The sequence below is a fragment of the Streptomyces sp. NPDC006512 genome (genome assembly GCF_040611935.1).
In the GTDB taxonomy this organism is placed as follows: Bacteria; Actinomycetota; Actinomycetes; order Streptomycetales; family Streptomycetaceae; genus Streptomyces.
On the sequence record NZ_JBEXPG010000078.1, the window covers coordinates 12,133 to 31,163 of the forward strand.

Genomic DNA, 19,031 nt, shown 5'->3' on the forward strand with positions numbered 1-19,031 from the left:
CATTCTCGGCCTACGCGTGCTGGCTGCTGACCGACACCGTCTCGCCCGTCATGTACGACGAGTAGCCGCTGGCCAGGAAGACGATGACGTTGGCGATCTCCCAGGGCTCGGCGTACCGGCCGAAGGCCTCGCGGGCGGTGAGCTCGGTGAGCAGTTCCTCACTGGTGACCTTCACCAGGTGCGGGTGCATGGCCAGGCTGGGGGCGACCGCGTTGATCCGTACGCCGTACTCGGCGGCCTCCAGGGCGGCGCAGCGGGTCAGGGCCATCACCCCGGCCTTGGCGGCGGCGTAGTGGGCCTGGCCGCGCTGGGCGCGCCAGCCGATGACGGAGGCGTTGTTGACGACGACGCCGCCGCGGCCGGCGGCCCTGAAGGAGCGCAGGGCGGCGCGGGTGCAGCGGAAGGTGCCGTTCAGGGTGACGTCGAGGACGCGGCCCCACTGGTCGTCGGTCATGTCGACGAGGTCGGCGGTGCCGCCGAGGCCGGCGTTGTTGACGACGACGTCGAGGCCGCCGTGGGTCTCCTCGGCGAGGGCGAACAGGGCGCGGACCTGGTCCTCGTCGGTGACGTCGCAGGGGAGGGAGGTGACGCGTCCGGGTCCGAACTCGGCGGCGAGCGCGTCCTCGGTCTCCTTCAGGCGGCGGGCGTGGGCGTCGCTGACGAGGACGCGGGCGCCCTCCTCCAGGAAGCGGCGGGCGGTGGCGCCGCCGATGCCGGCTCCGGCGGCGGCGGTGATGACGGCGGTGCGCTCTCGCAGCAGCGCGTGGGGGGCCTCGTACCGGGGAGCGGTCATGCCCGTACCTCCTTGGGAAGGCCGAGGATCCGCTCGGCGATGAGGTTGCGCTGGATCTCGTCGGAGCCGGCGTAGATGGTGTCGGCGCGGGAGAAGAGGAAGAGCCGCTGGTGGTCGTCGAGGTCGTACGGGTCCCCGTGCGCGCCGGCGGCGACGAGCGAGGCGGCTCCGCAGACGTCCATGGCGAGCTCGCCGAGGTCGCGGTGCCAGCGGGCCCGGAACAGCTTGGCGGTGGAGGGGGCGGTGCCGGGCCGCAGGGCGGTGGCGCGCATGGTTTCCAGTCCGATCCAGGCCTGGACGAGGCGGTCGCGGATCAGCGGGTCGGTGAGGGCTCCGTTGCGCCGGGCGAGGTCGGCGAGGGCTTCGAGTTCGCGGCGGAAGCCGACCTGCTGGCCGAGGGTGGAGACGCCGCGTTCGTAGCCGAGGGTGGCCATGGCGACCGCCCAGCCCTCGCCGGGGGCGCCGACGACGTGGGAGGCGTCGGTGCGGGCGCCGTCGAAGAAGACCTCGTTGAACTCGGAGGTGCCGGTGAGCTGGGTGATGGGCCGCACCTCGACGCCGGGCTGGTCCATGGGGACCAGGAGGTAGGACAGGCCGGCGTGGCGGCGGGAGCCCGGTTCGGTGCGGGCGAGGACGAAGCACCACTGGGCCTGGTGGGCGAGGGAGGTCCAGGTCTTCTGCCCGTCCACGACCCACGAGCCGTCCCGGAGCGCGGCGCGGGTGCGGACGCCCGCGAGGTCGGAGCCGGCGCCGGGTTCGCTGTAGCCCTGGCACCACAGTTCCTCCACGGCGCGGATCGGCGGCAGGAAGCGGCGGCGCTGCTCGTCGGTGCCGTGGGCGATGAGGGTCGGGCCGAGGAGCTGTTCGCCGATGTGGTTGACGCGGGCGGGGGCGTCGGCGAGGGCGTACTCCTCGTGGAAGGCGAGCTGCTCGCCGGTGCTCGCGCCGCGGCCGCCGTGGGCGGTGGGCCAGCCGAGGCAGGTCCAGCCGTGGGCGGCCATGTGCCGTTCCCAGGCGAGGCGTTCGGCGAAGGCCTCGTGCTCGCGGCCGGGTCCGCCGCGCCCCTTGAGGGCGGCGAACTCCCCGGTGAGGTGGGTGCGGAGCCAACTCCGCACCTCGGTGCGGAACTCCTCGACGCTGCTCATGGCCGTACGTTAACCTACCAAACACTTGTTAGGGAAGGATGCCGGTATGCCCGCTGACGACTCCGGAACGCCGGTGCTCTACGAGCGCCGCGGCCCGGTCGCGTACGTGACCATGAACCGCCCCCGCTACCGCAACGCCCAGAACAGCGCGATGACCTACGCCCTGGACGACGCCTTCTACCGGGCCGCCGACGACCCCGCCGTCAAGGCCGTCGTCCTGGCCGGGGCGGGCGGGCACTTCTCCGCGGGCCACGACATCGGCACCCCCGGCCGCGACGCCCACCTGCCCTTCGAGCGGCGGGCCGGACTGTGGTGGGACCACAGCACCCGGCCCGGCGCGGAGTCCCGCTTCGCCCGGGAGTCGGAGGTGTACCTGGGGATGTGCCGGCGCTGGCGGGAACTGCCCAAACCGGTGATCGCCTCCGTCCAGGGGGCCTGCGTGGCGGGCGGGCTGATGCTGGCCTGGGTGTGCGACCTGATCGTGGCGAGCGAGGACGCCTTCTTCGCGGACCCGGTGGTGCGCATGGGCATCCCCGGCGTCGAGTACTTCGCGCACCCGTGGGCGATGCCGCCGCGGATCGCGAAGGAGTTCCTGTACACCGGCGACCGGATGCCCGCCCGGCGAGCGTACGAGATCGGCATGGTCAACCGGGTCGTCGACCGGACGGAGCTGGAGGCCGAGACCGGCCGGCTGGCCCTGCGGATCGCGCAGATGCCCGCCTTCGGACTGGCCCTGACGAAACGGGCCGTCAACCAGGCCGAGGACCTCCAGGGCCTGCACGCCGGCATGGACTCGGTGTTCGGGCTGCACCACCTGGCGCACTCCCACAACGCCGAGACGGCGGCGGACTCGCTCGGCGGCATGAACGTGGCCGCCATGAAGGAGGCGAACGGCTGATGGACCTCGACCACTCGGCGGACGTGGCGGCCTTCCGGGCCGGGGCCCGCTCCTGGCTCCGCGCGCACGTGCCCGCCCGGCCCCTGCCCTCCCTGGAGACGGAGGAGGGCTTCGCGGCGCACCGGGAATGGGAGGCGCTCCTGCACGCGGACCGCTGGTCGGTGGTGTCCTGGCCCGAGGAGTACGGGGGCCGGGGCGCGGACATCGAGCGGTGGCTGGTCTTCGAGGAGGAGTACTGGGCGGCCGGCGCGCCCGGCCGGGTCTCGCAGAACGGCATCAGCCTGCTGGCCCCGACCCTCTTCGACCACGCGAGCCCCGCGCAGCGGGCCCGGGTGCTGCCGTCCATGGCGAGCGGCGAGGTGATCTGGGCGCAGGCCTGGTCGGAGCCGGAGTCCGGTTCCGACCTGGCCTCGCTGCGCTCGCGCGCCGAGCGCACGGAGGGCGGCTGGCTGCTGTCCGGGCAGAAGACCTGGTCCTCGCGGGCCGCGTTCGCGGACCGGGCCTTCGGGATCTTCCGTACGGACCCGGACGCCCCGAAGCCGCACCAGGGGCTGACGTACCTGATGTTCGACCTGCGGGCGCCGGGCGTGACGGTGCGGCCCATCGGACGGCTCGACGGGAAGCCCGCCTTCGCGGAGCTCTTCCTCGACCGGGTCTTCGTACCGGACGAGGACGTCATCGGGGAGCCGGGGCAGGGCTGGCGGATCGCGATGTCGACCACCGGCAACGAGCGCGGGCTGACCCTGCGCTCCCCCGGCCGGTTCCTCGCGGCGGCCGGACGGCTGGTGGCCCTGTGGGAGGAGGCGGGAGACCCCGCCGACACGGCGCTGCGCGACCGGGTCGCGGACGCGGTGATCGGGGCGCGCGCCTACGAGCTGTTCACCTGGACCCACGCCTCCCGGTTCGCGCAGGGCCACGCGATCGGCGCCGAGTCCAGCCTGAACAAGGTGTTCTGGTCCCAGTACGACATCGCCCTGCACGAGTGCGCCCTGGACCTGCTGGGGGCGGACGCGGAGCTGGCGGACGGCGCGTGGGCCGAGCCGTGGCTGTTCTCGCTGGCCGGGCCGATCTACGCGGGCACGAACGAGATCCAGCGCGACATCATCGCCGAGCGGCTGCTCGGCCTCCCGAAGGGCCGCCGCTGATGCGCTTCCTGCCGACCGACGAGCAGTCGGACTTCGCCCGTACGCTGCGTTCCCTGCTCGGCGCCGCCGCCGTCCCGGGGACGGTACGGGCCTGGGCGGCCGGGGACCACGCGCCGGGCCGGGCCCTGTGGTCGCGGCTCGCGGACACCGGCCTGTTCGCGCTGGCCGCGGGGGAGGCGTACGAGGGGCTGGGTCCGCTGCCGGTGGAACTGGCCCTGGGTTTCGTCGAGCTGGGGCGGGCCGGGGTGGCGGGGCCGGTCGTGGAGACGGCCGCCGCGTCGGTGCTGCTCGCGCACCTGGGTGACGAGGGCCCGGCGAAGCGCTTCCTGCCGGGGCTGCTCTCGGGCGGGGACCTGGCCACGCTGACCCTGCCGGGCGGGTCCCCGTACGCCCTGGACGCGGACGCGGCCGCCCACCGCTTCACCGTGTCCGAGGGCGGCGAACTGCGCCTCGCGGACGGCCCAGGCGAGCCGCTGGCCTCCCTCGATCCGGCCCGCCGGCTCTCCGCCCCGGCGGGCGGGGGCGAACTCCTCGCGGCGGGCCCGGCCGTGACCGCGGCGGCCGGGGAGGCGCTGCGCTGGGCGCGGCTGCTGACGGCCGCCCAGTGCCTGGGTCTCGGCGAGGCCCTGCTGGCGAGCACGGTGGAGTACGCGAAGCGGCGCAGCCAGTTCGGGACGCCGATCGGCGGCTTCCAGGCGGTGAAGCACCGGCTGGCGGACACCCTGCTGGCACTGGAGTTCGCCCGGCCGCTGCTGTGGGCGGCGGCGCTGTCCCTGGCGCCGGGCGAGGTCGCGGCGGCGAAGCTGACGGCCGGGGAGGCGGCGTACGGGGCGGCGCTGACGGCGCTCCAGGTGCACGGCGCGGTCGGCTACACGCAGGAGCTGGACCTGTCGCTGTGGCTGCGCAAGGCCCGCCCGCTGCGCGACGCGTGGGGAACCCCGTCGGCGTGCCGGGCGGAGGTGCTCCGGGCGGGGGCGCGGTAGCTCCGAACAACGGTGCCGCCGGCGGGACTGGCGGCGTCCGGGGCCGTGGCCCGCGCGGCGGGCCGGGCCCGCGTACGGGAGCCTGCGCGGCCCCGCCGCGGTCCCGGCTCCGCGTCAGAGGAGGGCCACATGGAGGGAGACCACGTAGGGCTCCTCGACCGTGCCGTCCGGGAAGAGGTGCTGCAAACGGGCGCGTTCGTCGTCCATGAAGGCGCGCGTGCCCTCCTCGCCGAGGAGGAGGAAGGCGGAGTGGCTGGAGAGGTTGGCGAGGTGCGCGTCGAGGGGGATGCGCCGCGACCAGGCGACCGTCCGGGTGGCGAACCCGGACGCGATGCCCTGCGGGAGGGTGCGGAAGTGGGTGACGCCGTCGGCGGCGAAGAACGCGTGGATGCGGGCGCCCTGTTCGGCGACCCAGGGGACGGCCGCGTCGCTGTCGTTCCACCAGATCGCGAGCGCGCCGCCGGGGCGCAGCACGCGCCGGGCCTCGGGGACGGCGCGGGCGGGGTCGGTCCAGTGCCAGGCCTGCGCGTAGGTGACGAGGTCGAAGGCGCCGGCGGCCAGGGGCAGCCGGTCGCCGTCCCCGCGGACGACCGGGACCGCCGGATGGGCCCGCCGGAACTCGGCGGCCATCCCGTCGCCGGGCTCCACGGCGACCACCCGCGCCCCGCGCGCCCGCATCGGCCCGGTCCCCAGGCCGGTCCCCGCGCCCACGTCGGCCACGCGGGCCCCGGCGAGCGGTCTGCCGGACAGCTCCTCGACGGCGTCGTACAGCGCGTCGGGGTAGCCGGGGCGGTGCGCCGCGTACAGGGCGGCGGCGCTGTCGAACGAGCGGGCGCGTGTGGTCATGCGCCCATGGTGGGCGATGCCCCGCCCCCCGACCAGCCCATTTCGCCCGGGCGGCCGGTTCGGCGGGACGGCGGTTCAGCGGAACTCGCCGACGACCTCGATGCGGCCGACGATGTGCGCGTTGAACTCGGGGAGTTCCCCGGCCGGGACCCACAGTTCCAGGATCGTCTCGCCGCCCGCCTGCCGGACCGGGTAGCGCTCCAGGAAGGCGGAGTCCACCTCGAAGCGGGTCACGTAGCCGACGCCGCTGTGCTTGACGTTCCAGTCGCGGGCGATGCGGTTCGCGTAGTCCTCGTTCAGCACCGGGTAGAAGATCGGCTGCTCCGGCAGCCGGGGCGGCCAGGCGCGCCAGTCGAGGGCGCGGACCAGGTCGAGCTCGGTCGGGCCGGTGGGGCGCCAGAGGGTGGTGGTGGGTGCGGTGGGGACGGACATGCCGGCGAACCTACGCGGTCACGGGCGCGGGCCGCGAGCGGGTTTCGGCGGCGGGGGCGGCGACCGGGGCCGGCTCGTCGCGGCGGGGGCACCGGTCCGCACGGGCCCTCAGCGGCGCGGTCGGCGGTCCGCCCGGGCCGTGAGCCGCAGCAGGGTCACGGTCTGGAGCAGCAGCAGCGCCCCGAGCCCGGCCCAGGCGGCCACCGGTTCGCCCGGGCCGCCGTGGCCCTCCCACGCGTCGGCGCCGAGGCGGGCCGCCCCCACCGCGATCAGGGCCACCAGGAAGCGGGCGGTGAACTCCCCCCGGGTTCCGTGCGGTACGGCGGACCCGGCGACGAACACCGCCAGCAGGACGGGGATCCAGGGCGCCCCGGCTTCGGCCAGCAGCAGGGCGGCCCCGGTCTCCACGGCGAGGAGCAGGCAGGTGCGCAGGAGGAAACCAGGCATGGACACATCATGCCGGAGCCGTCCCGCCGCAGCTCCGCCGGCCTGCGCCCGCCCCCGCCCGGCCGTCCCCGCTACGGTGTCGCCGCGAGCCAGGCCGCCGCCCCCGTCCGCGCCGCCGCGCCGGCCGGCAGCGGCAGGCCCAGGAAGCCGTGGAAGACCCCCGGGTAGAGCCGGACCTCGCAGTCCACGCCCGCCTCCCCCAGCCGGCGCCCGTACGCCAGCCCCTCGTCCCGCAGCAGGTCGCAGTCGGCGAGGACGATCAGCGTGCGCGGCAGCCGGGACAGGTCGGGGGCGCGCAGCGGGGAGACGTGCGGGTGGGCGGGGTCGCCGCCGTACTGGTCCCAGTACCAGGCCATGTGCGCGGCGGTGTGGAAGTGGCCGCGCCCGTACGCGGTCACGGACTCGGAGCCCATCGAGGCGTCCAGCGGCGGGTACACCAGCAGCTGTCCGGCGACGAGTTCCGGTGCCCGCAGCGCGGTGACGGCCGCGAGGTTGGCGCCGCTGGAGTCCCCCGCGACCACCACCCGTCCCGGGTCGCAGCCGAGGGACGCCGCCTGGGCGCGCGCCCAGAGCAGCACGTTCAGCGCGTCGTCGGGGGCCGCCGGCCAGGGGTGTTCCGGGGCCAGCCGGTAGCCGGCGGAGACGATCACCGCCCCGGAGGCGGCGGCCAGTTCGCGGCAGAGCCGGTCGTGGGTGTCCAGCCCGCACATCACCCAGCCGCCGCCGTGGAGGTACACGGCCAGCGGCCGGCCCTCGGCTCCGGGCGCGGGGTCGTAGACCCTGACCGGGACGCCCCCGGCGAGGGTGTCCCGTACGGAGGCCACGTCCGGGCCCGGCGGGCCGGGTACGGCCGCCGCCCGCAGGGCCGCCACGTCCCCGGGGCCGGGGAAGCCGGCCGTCATCGCGTCGCACAGCAGCCGGGCGGCGGGCGACAGGGAGTCCCGGGTCATCCGGCCGTCATCCCCCCGTCGACCGCGAACTCGGTGCCGGTCACGTAGGAGGAGGCGTCCGAGCACAGGAACACCACCAGCTCGCCGACCTCCCGCGGCCGGCCCATGCGTCCCAGCGGTACGTGCGACCAGTCCCGGCCGGCGACGGCCTCGGCCACCATCGGGGTGTCGATGGCGCCCGGGTGCACGGAATTGACCCGGATCCCGTCCCCGGCGAGGTCGAGCGCCGCCGAGCGGGTAAGCCCGCGCAGGGCGAACTTGGTGGATCCGTAGGCGGCGTGACCGCGGATCCCGACGAGCCCGGCCGTGGAGGAGATGTTGACGACCGAGCCGCCGCCGGCGGCCCGCAGCAGCGGGGCCACCGCCTGGATGCCGAGGAAGGGGCCCAGCAGGTTGACCCGCAGCAGGGCCTCGAAGCCCTCCGCGCTCTGCTGCTCGACGTGCGCGGTGCGCCACAGGGCGGCGTTGTTGACCAGTGCCGAGACGGTGCCGAAGGCCGCGACGGCCGCCTCGGTCACCCGGGCCCAGCCGGCGGCCTCGGTCACGTCGTGGTGGACGTAGAGGCCCTGCGCGCCGAGCTCGGCGGCGACCGCGCGGCCCTCCTCCTCCCGGACGTCGGTGACGACGACCCGTGCCCCCGCCTCCGCGCACAGCCGGGCTTCCGCCGCGCCCTGGCCGCGCCCGGCCCCGGTGATGACGACGACCTTCCCGTCGAGGGTGATCACGGCTCAGCCCTCCAGTTCCGGGGCGCGGAAGTGCGGGATGACCTTCTCGCCCCACTGCCGGATGGTCTCCATGCAGGCCTCCTGCGGCACGGTGCCCATCTGGATCAGGCACATCACCTCGTCGACGCCGATCTGGCGGAGCTGTTCCACGTAGGCGATGGCCGTGTCGGCGCTGCCGTACGCGTGCTCCGCGTTGTAGGTGCCGGTGTCGACGGGACGGGCCGGGATGTTCGCCTCGTGCAGCCGGGCGACGAGTTCCTCGCGGCCCTGGGCGAGGGCGGCGACGTGGGAGGCGGCGTCCTCGTCCTCGGAGTATCCGGTCGGCGCGGGCGCGTTGCCGTACCAGTGCGCGATGGACTCGGCGAAGAAGCGCTGCCCCCGGGTGCCCAGGCGCAGGGCCCGTTCGGCGTCGTCCAGGACGATGGTCGGGCAGAGGGCGGAGAGGTGGTCGTTGACCTCGCTCGACACGAGGCGCTCGCCGCTGCGGCCGGCGACGGCCTCGTCGTAGACCTTGCGCATGGCCCGTACGTCGTCGGCGCCGGCGAAGCCCATCACCAGGGCTCCGATGCCCAGTTCGGCGGCGAGCTTGAGGGTGTCGTGCTTGGAGCAGGCCATGAACAGGGGCGGGTGCGGGTCCTGCACGGGCCGGGGCAGGACCGCCCCGGGCCCGATGTCGAGGGAGCCGTGCCACTCGAACTCCGGCTCCCGCCAGGCGGCGGAGAAGATCCGCAGCGCCTCCTCCATCTGCGGGTAGGTGTCCTCGGGGCGCACCCCGTACATGGACATCTCCTGGCGGGTGGCCCCGCGCCCGGCGCCGATGTCGACGCGGCCCCCGGAGAGGACGTCGAGCATGGCGGCCCGCTCGGCGACGCGCACGGGGTGCTGGTAGCCGAACGGCATGGTGACCACGCCGTGGCCGATGCGGATCTTGTGCGTGCGGGCGGCGACCCAGGTCAGGAAGATCTCGGAGGCGCTCATGTGCGCGTACTGGGTCAGCGCGTGGTGCTCGACGGCCCAGATCCGGTCGAAGCCCATCTCCTCGGCGAAGACGGCCTGTTCGACGCAGTCGTGGATGACCTGGCGTTCGCGTGCGGGGGTGGGGTCGACGAGCTGCGCCTCGAAGATCATCGAGAACTTCACGGTGAGGTTCCTCCGTCCGGTTGCCCGCGCGTGTGCTTCCCGCGGCAGGCGTTCCCAGGATGTATTCCTAATAGGAATACATCTAGCAGTCATACCCCTCGGAGGGAAGGGCGCCGGCGGGAGCGGTCGTAGACTGCGCTGCGTGGCAGACGAGACGAACAAGCGAGCGCTCCCCGCGACCAGCTGGGCGGTGCTCGGCCTGCTCTCCTTCGGCGAGGAACTGTCCGGCTACGACCTGAAGAAGTGGTCGGACTGGTCCCTGCGCTTCTTCTACTGGAGCCCGTCCTTCAGCCAGATCTACAGCGAGCTCAAGCGCCTGGAGAAGGCCGGCTACGCCACCTCGCGGATGATCGCCCAGGACACCGGAACCCGCGACAAGCGCGTCTACCGGATCACCGACGAGGGCACGGCGGCCGTACGGGAATGGGCGCGCGAGGCGCCGGTCGACCCGCCGGTGCTCAAGCACGGGCCGATGCTGCGACTGTGGCTGGGCCACCTGCTGGAGCCGGAGCAGATGCGCGAAGTGCTGGCCGGGCACCAGGAGTTCGCGGAGAAGATGCGCCGCCGGGCGGTGGCCGACACCGAGGGCGCGAAGGACGAGGCGGCGTGGGCGTACCCCGCGCTCACCCTCAAGTGGGCCGAGCGGTACTACGCCTCCGAGCGCGACCTCGCGGCGGCCATGCTGGAGGACATCGAGGCCCTGTCGGCGGAGCGCGGCAAGCAGCCGTAGGAGCGCCGGAAGTAGAGCAGCGGCGCGCCGTCGCGGCGCGCCGCCGGCGCGGTGACCCGGCCGAGGGCGATGAGGTGGTCGCCGCCGTCCAGTACGTCCTCCAGGGCGCATTCCACGGTCGCGAGGACCCCGTCGAGCAGGGGTGCGCCGCCCGCGCCCGGCCGCCAGGGCACGCCGGCGAACTTGTCGCCACCCGTGACCGCGAACCGGCGGCACAGCTCCTCCTGGTCCGCCGCCAGGATGTTGACGGCGAAGGCGCCCGCGGCGCGGATCCGCGGCCAGGTGGCCGAGGTACGGGCCGGGCAGAAGCAGACCAGCGGCGGATCGAGTGACACCGAGGAGAAGGACTGCACGGCCATCCCGGCGGGACGGCCGTCGCTTCCGCACGCCGTGATGACGGCGACGCCCGTGCAGAAGCTGGACAGCACCGCCTTCAGGTCCGCCCCGGGCGGGACGGGCGCGGCAGGCGGGATGGAAGGGGTGGCGGGGGTCGACACGAGGGGCCTCCAGAGAAGGTTATTCCTACTAGGTATATGCCTAACCGAAACACTTGTGATTGGATACCGCCCACGCTCGCTCGTCAAGTAGGGAGGGTTCGTGACCAGCCCCCGCCAGACCCCGCAAGTGCCCCCGCCCGCACCGTGGTTGACGCCCCAGGCGCCCCCGCTGCCCGCCACCCTCGCCCTGCTCCCCGCGTACGCCGCCGCCGCGTACGGGGACCGCGAGGCACTGGCCGACGGGGAGGTCCGCTGGAGCTTCGCCCGGCTGGCCGCCGAGATCGCCGCCGCCTCCCGGGCCGCCCTCGCCCACGGCATCCGCCCCGGCGACCGGGTCGCCGTCTGGGCCCCCAACAGCCGCCAGTGGATCACCGCCGCCCTCGGCGCGGTCGGCGTCGGCGCCGTCCTCGTACCGGTCAACACCCGCTACAAGCCCGCCGAGGCCGCCGACGTCATCCGCCGCAGCGGCGCCCGCGTGCTGTTCACCGAACGCGGCTTCCTCGGCACCGACTACGCCCGCGACCTGCACGCCTCCGGCGAGGACCTCGGCGCGCTCGCCTCCACCGTGCTCCTGCGCGGCGGCAGCGGACCCGAGTCCTACGAGGCCTACCTCGCCGCCGGGGAGGCCGTCCCCGAAACCGAACGGGCCGCCCGCGCCTCTCTCGTACGCCCCGAAGACCTCAGCGACCTCCTGTACACCTCCGGCACCACCGGCCGCCCCAAGGGCGTGATGGCCACCCACGGCCAGGGCGTCCGCCTCTACGCCTCCTGGTCGGAGCTGGTCACGCTGCGCCCCGGCGACCGCTGCCTGCTGGTCAACCCCTTCTTCCACACCTTCGGATACAAGGCCGGGGTCCTCGCCTGCCTGCTGCGCGGGGCCACCATGCTCCCCGAGGCCCGTTACGACACCGACCGCGTCCTGGCCCGCATGGCCGCCGAGCGGGTCACCTGCCTGATGGGCCCGCCGACCGTCTTCCACGGCCTGGTCCGCCACCCCGCCCGGGCCGCCCACGACCTCTCCGCGCTGCGCCTCGCCGGTACCGGCGCCGCCTCCGTGCCCGCCTCCCTCGTCGAGGAGATCCGCGGCGAACTGGGCGCGCCCGAGGTGTTCACCGCGTACGGGCTGACCGAGTCCGGCGGCGTCGTCTCCGTCTGCCCCACCGACGCCGACGCCCTGACCGTCGCGCACACCGTCGGCCGGCCCCTGCCCGGCACCGAGGTCCGCATCGCGGGCCCCCTCGGCGAGGTGCTGCCCGCCGGGGAGCCCGGCGAGGTGCAGGTCCGCGGCTACCACGTCACCCCGGGCTACCTGGACGACCCGGCGGCCACCGCCGAGGCGATCCTGCCCGGCGGCTGGCTGCGCACCGGGGACGTCGGGGTCCTGGACGGGCGCGGCTACCTCGCCATCACCGACCGGCTGAAGGACATGTACGTGGTCGGCGGCTTCAACGCCTATCCGGCCGAGGTGGAGAACGTGCTCCTGACCCATCCCGCCGTCGCCGACGCCGCCGTCGTCGGCGCCCCGGACGAACGCCTCGGCGAGGTCGGGGTGGCCTTCCTCGTCACCACCGCCCCGGTCACGGCCGAGGAGCTGACCGCCTGGGCCCGGGAGCGGCTGGCCAACTTCAAGGTCCCCCGGCGGTTCACGGTGCTGGCGGAGCTGCCGCGCAACGCCGGCGGCAAGCTCCTGAAGAACGGGCTGCGCCGCGCGGCGCGAGGGGAGTCGGCGTGATCACCCTGGAGCCCACCGCCGAGCAGCGGGAACTGCGGGACGCCGTACGGGCGGTCCTCGCGCGGCACCCCGGCCACGCGGCCTGGGTCCCGCTGACGGCTCAGGTCGGCGCGGCCGCGCTGGCGGTGCCGCAGGAGTACGGCGGACTGGGCTGCGGGGCCGCCGAGGTCGCCGTGGTGATGGCGGAGCTGGGCCGCGCGCTGAGCCCCGTACCGTACCTGGGTTCGGCGGTGCTGACCGTGGGGGCCCTCCTCGCGGCCGGGGACCGGCGGGCCTGCGCGGAGCACCTGCCGGGGCTGGCGGAAGGGTCCGCGGTGGGGGCGCTGGCGTGGGCCGAGGAACCGGCCGGGGGCGGCGGGCGCGGCAGCTGGGAGGCGGATGCCCTGCACGCCCGGGCCGAGCCGGACGGCGGCCACTGGCTGCTCACGGGGACCAAGCGGTACGTCCTGGCCGGCCCGGTGGAGCCCTCCCTGCTGCTGGCGTTCGCCCGGGACCGGGACACAGGGCGACTCGGCCTGTACGAACTCACCGCCCCGCCGGGCGGGTTCACCGTACGGTCCACCATGGATCCGAGCCGCCCCCTCGCGGAGGTGCTCCTGGACCGCACCCCGGCCCGGCTGCTCGCCGCCCACGGCGACGCGGTGCTCGCCCGGGTCCGCGACGTGGCGTGCACCGCGCTGGCCGCCGAACAGGCGGGCGCCGCCGGGCGGGCGCTGGAGGTCACGGTCCGCCACGCGAAGGACCGCTGCCAGTTCGGCCGCCCCATCGGCTCCTTCCAGGCGGTCAAGCACCGCCTCGCCGACATGCACACCGCCGTCGAGACCTCCCGTTCCCTCGCCCTCGCGGCGGCCGCCGCCGGAGCCCCGCCGGAACTCGCCGCGGCCGCCCGGTCGGCCTGCTCGCAGGCGTACGCGTACGTCGCGGGCGAGATGATCCAGCTGCACGGCGGCATCGGCATCACCTGGGAGCACGAGGCCCACGCCTTCTTCAAGCGTTCCCACGGCTCCGCCCAACTGTTCGGCACCCCCTCTGCCCACCGCTCCCGCCTTGCCGCAACCCTGGGTTTCACCCCGGCCCCCTGACGTACGCTCGGCACATGACGGGCAGCGCGATGGACCTCCGCACGGTCGCAAGGACCGCTCCGGCGCTCGTGAACCTGTACAAGAGCGCCGGGATCTCGCTCCGCAAGCACGGCCTGGAAGGCGGGCGGGCCGCGGTCTACCTGGTCCTGGACTACTCCGGCTCCATGCGCCCGTACTACCGGGACGGCAGCGTCCAGGCCCTCGCGGACCGGGTGCTGGGCCTGTCCGCGCACCTGGACGACGACGGTCGGGTGCCGGTGGTGTTCTTCTCCACCGAGGTCGACGCGATCGAGGAGATCACCCTCGGCGCGCACGAGGGGCGGGTCACCGCGATCGCCGAAGGCCTCGGGCACATGGGGAGGACGGCCTACCACGCGGCGATGGAGGCGGTCATCGACCACTACCTGGACTCGGGGGCGACGGATCCGGCCCTGGTCGTCTTCCAGACCGACGGCGGACCGACCAGCAAGCCGGCGGCGGAGGAGTACCTGTGCAAGGCGGCCCGCCTCCCGCTGTTCTGGCAGTTCGTCGGCTTCGGCAACACCCGCAGCACCCAGTTCGACTTCCTGCGCCGGCTCGACGAACTGCCCGTGCCGGCCCGGCGGGTCGTGGACAACGCGGGCTACTTCCACGCCGGAGCCGATCCCCGCGCGGTGGCCGACGACGACCTGTACGACCGGCTCCTCGGGGAGTTCCCCTCCTGGCTGGCGGCGGCCCGGTCCGCGGGCGTCGTGCGCGCCTGACCGGCGGGTGTCGGGGGCGGCGCTTTGATGGAGGGATGACGACGAACAACTGGGCCGCCTTCGAAAAGGCCCAACCGGAGTTCGCGGCGGCCGTCCGGGCCCGCTTCGCGCAGTTCCCGCACCACGTGCTCGCCACCCTGCGCAAGGACGGCTCCCCCCGGGTGGCCGGGCTCAACGTCGACTTCCGCGGCGGCGAGCTGTGGCTCGGCATGATGCCCGGCTCCCTGAAGGCCAAGGACCTCCAGCGCGACCCGCGTTTCGCCCTGCACACGAACCCGGGCGAGGGGGAGACGATGCCGGACGGGGACGTACGGATCTCCGGGCGGGCGGTGGAGGTGGTCGACCCGCCCGAACTGCACCGGTACGCGGAGGAGACCGAGAGCCCCCACCCCTTCCACCTCTTCCACGCCGACCTGACCGAGGTCGTCCACATCGGCGTGGAGGGCGACGACCTGGTCGTCCGGTCCTGGACCCCGGCGCGCGGCGTCCGCACCCTGCGCCGGGGCAACGACGACGAACCGCCGCGCGAGGACCCGCCGGGCGGCGGCGGCCCCTCCGGCGAACAGCCCGGCGGGCAGCCCGCTAGCTGAGCGGCGGGAGACCGCCGGCCGGGCCGAGGGCGGCGGGGTCGACGTCCAGCCAGTTCCGGTCGATGTTGAGGGTCACCCCGCCGTACGAGGCGTCGTGGTCGCCCCGGAACTGGTGGGCGCGGCGCGGCCCGGCCCACTGCGCGGTGCGCGCGGGCAGCCCCAGGTCCTTGTCGGCGACGGAGGCCGCGCCGTTCCACTGGGCGCCCCACAGCACGTCGGGCATGGCCTGCGGGGCCTGGTGGTAGTGGGCGCTGAGCGCCTTCACCCCGGAGCTGGCCGCCACGTACGCCCCCGAGCGGAAGCCCCGCTCGTGCAGCCGCACCGTCCAGGCGGTGAGGTAGGCGACGGCCGGCGCGTCCCAGGTCGCGCGGTCCGAGTAGTTCTCCAGGTCGTTGTACAGAATCGTGCCGGGGGCCAGCCCGAGGGAGCGCGCCGCGTCCGCCGCCCCGTCGGCGGCGGCCTTGCCCTGCTCGTTCGCCTCGGAGGGGTCGGGCGACAGTCCGGTGCTCGGGCTGTGCCAGGGCTGGGGACCCACCCAGATCGGCATCAGGTGCCAGCCCGCCGCGGTCTGCCGCCGGATCCAGCCGGCCGTCAGCTGCGGCTGGGCGCAGGCCCGGGCCTTGCCGCCGATGTAGATGCCGACCGCGCCGAAGGGGGATCCGGACCGCCAGCTGTCCATCGCACGCTGGGTCGGGGCGGTGCAGGCGTCGAAGCCCAGCCCGGTGAAGGCCTCCTGGGCGGAGCGGGGCGCCGCCGCCACCGCGGGTACGGCGGGGGCGGCGGGGGCGGCGGGGCCCGGCCGGGCGGGAGCCCCCTCGCCCCCGCCCGGGGCCCGGCCGGCTTCGACGGCCCGCGCCAGGAGGCCCCGTACGGTGTCCGGCGCGGCCCCGTACGAGAGCGTGGCCATCACCCCGGAGCGGCGCAGGGCGTACCGCACCTCGTTGCTGTCGCCCTCGGCCGGGGGCAGGGCCCGGCCGCCGTCCACCGCGAGGGTGGGGATGTCGGCGCGCGGCGGGGCGTCGTCGATCGGCTCCAGGTGCAGGGTGTCGGCGCGGGGGGCGACGGCCCGGCCGCCGCACTCGCTCTGGGTGCCGGCGTGCCCGAGGTAGAGCGTGGGCAGGTCCAGGCGCAGACAGGTCTCGGGGTGGCGGTCGAGGTCGAGGATCCGCCAGTCCGCGGGGACGGTCAGGCGCAGCCCCTGGTAGTCGACGGTCCGCCCGTCGGCGGCGACGGCGGGCGACAGGGACGCGACGGGCAGCAGCAGGGCGGCGCCCAACAGGCAGCGCAGCAGCGTTCGGGAGGCCATGGGGCCAGTGTCCAGAGTCCGCGGGCCCGCTTCCGGGGCCCTCGGATCCGACGGCTGGTCCGTCCGGCCCAGCGGGTCCCGCCGCTTCTGACGGGGCGTCGGTCAAGGGTCCGCGCCACTTCACCCGCACGAGCGAACCGGTCCCGGCCGCGTCGGAGTCGGGCTGACGACGGGCGGCGCGCACCCCCGTGGCACGCCGCCCGCCGGCCCCGGTCAGCAGGATTCCGGGTGACGGAGGGCCCCACCACCCCGGCCTTCGCACACCGTCGGCACCCACCTGCCGCACATCTACCGCAAGACGGGCGTCACGACGCGGTCCGGCCGATGGCGCGCCCGAACCCCGGGGCGCTGTCGGTGGGTTGGAGTAGCGTGGCGGAGATCGAACGGATCTGCGAACCAACGGGGGAACCATGAAGCGCACGCGCACGCGCACGAACAAGGGCCGCAAGGCCGTCACCCTGGCAGCCGTGGGCGCGGCGCTGGCGATGACGGTGGGGGCGGGCCAGTCCGCCGCGGACGAGGAACTCATCGGCTACCCGGGGCCGGACGGCCTGATCTGGGTACAGGAGCAGACCGGCAACGGCGGCTTCGTCTCGGGCGGGCTGGCGCCCTGGCTGGACAGCTTCACCACCTTCGCCTGCGAGGGCGGCGGCAGCATCGAGGTGGTCTTCCACCTGGAGAACCACCCGGACCGGGACCCCGCGCCCTTCACCCTGGACTGCCCGTCCGGCACCCCGGCGCGCATCACCGTCCCCCTCGGCACCGGCCTGAAGGGCGGCTTCGTCGCCACGGTGACGGCCTCGTCCCCATCCACCCGCTGGGCCGCCACGGTCGTCCAGCCCGAATAGCCGACCCGGAAGGTGCCCGCCCCCTCGCTGCGCGGAGGCGGCGGGCAACCGGGCCACTCGACCACTCAACCACTCAACCACTCGACTCAGGCTTCCGCCGACTTGAACCCGGCCCAGGCCGACTTACCGACCCGATCGTCACGGATCTCGAATTCGTCCGCGAGGGCGGTCACCAGCCAGAGTCCCCGGCCACGCTCGGCGTCGGGTTCCGCGTGTTGCACAGTCGGGCGACCCGGCCCACTGTCGCGCACTTCGAGCCACAGAATCCCCGCCTCTCGGGCGACGCAGACGGAGAACTCACGCCCCCACGGAACTCCGTGCACCACGGCGTTCGAAGCAAGCTCCGAAACGCAGAGCCGCATGTCGTCCCGCCGCTCGGACACACCCCACTCGGCGAGCGTGTCACCGACGAACTGCCGGGCCGCACGCACCGAGGTGCGCGCACGAGGGAAGCGCTGCTGCCGGGACAAGGACACAGCCCCCACCACTTTCACTCTGTGCTTCCAGTGCAACACCGAACGTATCGGTATTCGCGAAAAGCAGCAAGGTTTGCAAGGGTGGGTTCACTCCATCCCGTCGCATACCGTGGGGGGTTGGAGCACGCACCACATCCAGGAGGCATCGTGAGCGGCAATGAGTGGACCAGCACATCGATGCCGTACCTGACTCCGCGAGCGTCCGGCACCACCGACGCGTGGTCCGAAGAGGCCAGGGCTGCGGGCCGTTCCGGGAGTCAGCGCATCGTCCACGCCGGCAAGGTTCCGGCGCCCGCAGCCGTAGCGCTCCTCCTCCGCCTGCCCGAGGGCGACCCCGTCGTGGTGCGTCGCCGGATCATCGAACTCGACGATGAGCCGAACGAGTTGACGGACACGTACTATCCGGCGGACATCGCGTCGGACACTCCTCTGGCTGCCAAGGAAAAGATCCGTGGCGGCGCCGTGACCCTCCTCGCCACCCTCGGACATGTAGGCGTACGGGTCGTGGAGGACGTGACGGCGAGGATGCCGCGCGCCGAGGAGCGTGAGCAGCTCCGCCTCGGGTCCGGCGAACCGGTGCTGCAACTCACGCGCACCACCTATGACACGGCGGACCGACCTGTCCAAGCGGACGTGATGGTCATGCCGGCCTCCCGTCAACAGCTGCGGTACGAGATCAGGATCGGTTGACCTGTGCCCCACTCCGAAGCCGAAGCACTCGATCCACGGCCGCTCCACGCCCGCATCGCCGCCGATCTTCGCGACGAGATCATGAGCGGCAGTATCGCGCCAGGCGCCAAACTGCCCTCGACCGCACAATTGAAGGCCCGGTTCGACGCTTCCAACGCCACGATCCAAAAGGCCGTTCACCTGCTGAAGGACGAAGGACTCGCGATCGGCCGCGCGGGAGCCGCCGTGACGGTACGGGAGAACCGCCAGCGAACGCTCCGCCCCGCGAAATCCCTCACGCCGGCGGCGGACGGAGAAACGTACCCGTGGCTCGCCGAGCTCTCCGAGCAACCTTCGGCCGCGCGCAGCACACTGCTCGCCGTCGAAGAGGTGCGCACCACTGGTGACGTCGCCGCCGCACTCGGATGCGCTGAGGGGAGTCCGGCCGTGTGTCGCCACCAGCTGATCCGCATCGACGGCGAACCTGCGGAGCTGGTGAGCTCGTACTATCCGCCGGACATCGCCCACGGCACTCCGCTGGCCGAACCGCGCAGGATCCGAGGAGGCACGCCGACGCTCCTCGCAGAACTGGGGTTCCCACCCCGTCACAGCGTCGACCGGATCTCCGCCAGGGTCGCCACGCAGGAGCAGTACACCGCCCTCCGGCTGCCCGGTGATCTCCCGGTCCTCCGCACCCTTCGTACGGTGTACGGGGACGGCCAGCGAACCATCGAGGTCACGGTGATGGTCAAAGCTGGGCACCTCTACGAGCTGCGGTACGAGTTCGGTCCCGAATGACCGCCCCCGCACGCCACGGCGCCCGTCATCCCTGGTCGGGGACATGACGGGCGCCG

Annotated in this window: 22 protein-coding genes; 11 read left to right on the top strand and 11 right to left on the bottom strand. The window is 74.3% G+C overall.

The genetic code is table 11. The annotated features are described in order from the left end of the window. Positions 1-10 precede the first annotated feature (10 nt). The gene (locus ABZZ17_RS35595; protein WP_356882697.1) at positions 11-793 is read right to left on the bottom strand and encodes an SDR family oxidoreductase; all 783 of its coding nucleotides are present in this window, start codon (positions 791-793) and stop codon (positions 11-13) included. Next, complete coding sequence (locus tag ABZZ17_RS35600) at positions 790-1,938, bottom strand: acyl-CoA dehydrogenase family protein (protein ID WP_356882699.1); 1,149 nt, start codon at positions 1,936-1,938, stop codon at positions 790-792. Before ABZZ17_RS35600 ends, ABZZ17_RS35595 begins: the two co-directional genes overlap by 4 nt. 46 nt (positions 1,939-1,984) lie before the next feature. On the opposite strand from ABZZ17_RS35600, the gene ABZZ17_RS35605 reads away from it, so the two are divergent. From ABZZ17_RS35605 to ABZZ17_RS35615, 3 genes are read left to right on the top strand one after another with little or no spacing between them, the layout of a single operon-like run. Further along, positions 1,985-2,836, top strand: a complete 852-nt coding sequence (locus ABZZ17_RS35605; protein WP_356882701.1) for an enoyl-CoA hydratase — start codon at positions 1,985-1,987, stop codon at positions 2,834-2,836. Next, complete coding sequence (locus ABZZ17_RS35610; protein ID WP_356882703.1) at positions 2,836-3,981, top strand: acyl-CoA dehydrogenase family protein; 1,146 nt, start codon at positions 2,836-2,838, stop codon at positions 3,979-3,981. The genes ABZZ17_RS35605 and ABZZ17_RS35610 overlap by 1 nt, the downstream gene beginning before the upstream one ends. Then, complete coding sequence (locus tag ABZZ17_RS35615) at positions 3,981-4,964, top strand: acyl-CoA dehydrogenase family protein (protein ID WP_356882705.1); 984 nt, start codon at positions 3,981-3,983, stop codon at positions 4,962-4,964. Before ABZZ17_RS35610 ends, ABZZ17_RS35615 begins: the two co-directional genes overlap by 1 nt. 114 nt (positions 4,965-5,078) lie before the next feature. On the opposite strand, the gene ABZZ17_RS35620 is transcribed toward ABZZ17_RS35615, so the two are convergent. The 6 genes from ABZZ17_RS35620 to ABZZ17_RS35645 form a co-directional block, all read right to left on the bottom strand. Then, positions 5,079-5,810 (bottom strand): class I SAM-dependent methyltransferase, encoded by a 732-nt coding sequence (locus ABZZ17_RS35620; protein WP_356882707.1) that lies wholly within the window; start codon positions 5,808-5,810, stop codon positions 5,079-5,081. A 75-nt stretch (positions 5,811-5,885) separates the two neighbouring features. Beyond that, entirely contained in the window at positions 5,886-6,242 is a 357-nt protein-coding gene (locus ABZZ17_RS35625) for a hypothetical protein (protein WP_356882709.1), read from the bottom strand. Positions 6,243-6,350: 108 nt separating this feature from the next. Continuing rightward, complete coding sequence (locus ABZZ17_RS35630; RefSeq protein ID WP_356882711.1) at positions 6,351-6,689, bottom strand: hypothetical protein; 339 nt, start codon at positions 6,687-6,689, stop codon at positions 6,351-6,353. A 71-nt stretch (positions 6,690-6,760) separates the two neighbouring features. Beyond that, positions 6,761-7,639 (bottom strand): alpha/beta hydrolase, encoded by an 879-nt coding sequence (locus ABZZ17_RS35635; protein ID WP_356882713.1) that lies wholly within the window; start codon positions 7,637-7,639, stop codon positions 6,761-6,763. After that, entirely contained in the window at positions 7,636-8,364 is a 729-nt protein-coding gene (locus ABZZ17_RS35640; protein ID WP_356882715.1) for a glucose 1-dehydrogenase, read from the bottom strand. Before ABZZ17_RS35640 ends, ABZZ17_RS35635 begins: the two co-directional genes overlap by 4 nt. A gap of 3 nt (positions 8,365-8,367) precedes the next feature. Continuing rightward, positions 8,368-9,504 carry an LLM class flavin-dependent oxidoreductase gene (locus ABZZ17_RS35645; protein WP_356882717.1) on the bottom strand — a complete coding sequence of 379 codons (1,137 nt, stop codon included), beginning with the start codon at positions 9,502-9,504 and terminating at the stop codon, positions 8,368-8,370. A 142-nt stretch (positions 9,505-9,646) separates the two neighbouring features. Between ABZZ17_RS35645 and ABZZ17_RS35650 the strand changes: the two genes are divergently transcribed. Further along, positions 9,647-10,234, top strand: a complete 588-nt coding sequence (locus ABZZ17_RS35650; RefSeq protein ID WP_356882719.1) for a PadR family transcriptional regulator — start codon at positions 9,647-9,649, stop codon at positions 10,232-10,234. Here ABZZ17_RS35650 and ABZZ17_RS35655 read toward each other — a convergent pair. Beyond that, on the bottom strand, positions 10,153-10,731 hold the full coding sequence (locus tag ABZZ17_RS35655) for a flavin reductase family protein (protein ID WP_356882721.1): 579 nt from the start codon (positions 10,729-10,731) through the stop codon (positions 10,153-10,155). The two genes, ABZZ17_RS35650 and ABZZ17_RS35655, sit on opposite strands and share 82 nt — an antisense overlap. A 100-nt stretch (positions 10,732-10,831) precedes the next feature. Here ABZZ17_RS35655 and ABZZ17_RS35660 point away from each other — a divergent pair, with 100 nt between their 5' ends. The 4 genes from ABZZ17_RS35660 to ABZZ17_RS35675 are packed head-to-tail and all read left to right on the top strand — an operon-like array spanning position 10,832 to position 14,878. After that, positions 10,832-12,463, top strand: coding sequence for a FadD3 family acyl-CoA ligase (locus tag ABZZ17_RS35660; RefSeq protein ID WP_356882723.1), 1,632 nt, complete (start codon positions 10,832-10,834; stop codon positions 12,461-12,463). After that, the gene (locus tag ABZZ17_RS35665) at positions 12,460-13,545 is read left to right on the top strand and encodes an acyl-CoA dehydrogenase family protein (RefSeq protein WP_356882725.1); all 1,086 of its coding nucleotides are present in this window, start codon (positions 12,460-12,462) and stop codon (positions 13,543-13,545) included. Before ABZZ17_RS35660 ends, ABZZ17_RS35665 begins: the two co-directional genes overlap by 4 nt. A 14-nt stretch (positions 13,546-13,559) precedes the next feature. Next, entirely contained in the window at positions 13,560-14,288 is a 729-nt protein-coding gene (locus ABZZ17_RS35670) for a VWA domain-containing protein (protein ID WP_356882727.1), read from the top strand. A 35-nt stretch (positions 14,289-14,323) separates the two neighbouring features. Next, entirely contained in the window at positions 14,324-14,878 is a 555-nt protein-coding gene (locus ABZZ17_RS35675) for a pyridoxamine 5'-phosphate oxidase family protein (RefSeq protein ID WP_356882729.1), read from the top strand. On the opposite strand, the gene ABZZ17_RS35680 is transcribed toward ABZZ17_RS35675, so the two are convergent. Then, positions 14,871-16,184 carry a DUF1906 domain-containing protein gene (locus ABZZ17_RS35680; protein ID WP_356882731.1) on the bottom strand — a complete coding sequence of 438 codons (1,314 nt, stop codon included), beginning with the start codon at positions 16,182-16,184 and terminating at the stop codon, positions 14,871-14,873. The two genes, ABZZ17_RS35675 and ABZZ17_RS35680, sit on opposite strands and share 8 nt — an antisense overlap. A gap of 410 nt (positions 16,185-16,594) precedes the next feature. On the opposite strand from ABZZ17_RS35680, the gene ABZZ17_RS35685 reads away from it, so the two are divergent. After that, the gene (locus ABZZ17_RS35685) at positions 16,595-17,032 is read left to right on the top strand and encodes a hypothetical protein (RefSeq protein ID WP_356882733.1); all 438 of its coding nucleotides are present in this window, start codon (positions 16,595-16,597) and stop codon (positions 17,030-17,032) included. Between the two features lie 86 nt (positions 17,033-17,118). Here ABZZ17_RS35685 and ABZZ17_RS35690 read toward each other — a convergent pair whose 3' ends face one another. Continuing rightward, on the bottom strand, positions 17,119-17,508 hold the full coding sequence (locus ABZZ17_RS35690) for an ATP-binding protein (RefSeq protein WP_356882736.1): 390 nt from the start codon (positions 17,506-17,508) through the stop codon (positions 17,119-17,121). Positions 17,509-17,655: 147 nt separating this feature from the next. Between ABZZ17_RS35690 and ABZZ17_RS35695 the strand changes: the two genes are divergently transcribed. Both ABZZ17_RS35695 and ABZZ17_RS35700 read left to right on the top strand, forming a co-directional pair. Continuing rightward, on the top strand, positions 17,656-18,198 hold the full coding sequence (locus tag ABZZ17_RS35695; RefSeq protein WP_356882738.1) for a UTRA domain-containing protein: 543 nt from the start codon (positions 17,656-17,658) through the stop codon (positions 18,196-18,198). 3 nt (positions 18,199-18,201) lie between these two features. After that, positions 18,202-18,975, top strand: coding sequence for a GntR family transcriptional regulator (locus tag ABZZ17_RS35700; protein WP_356882740.1), 774 nt, complete (start codon positions 18,202-18,204; stop codon positions 18,973-18,975). Positions 18,976-19,031 lie beyond the last annotated feature (56 nt).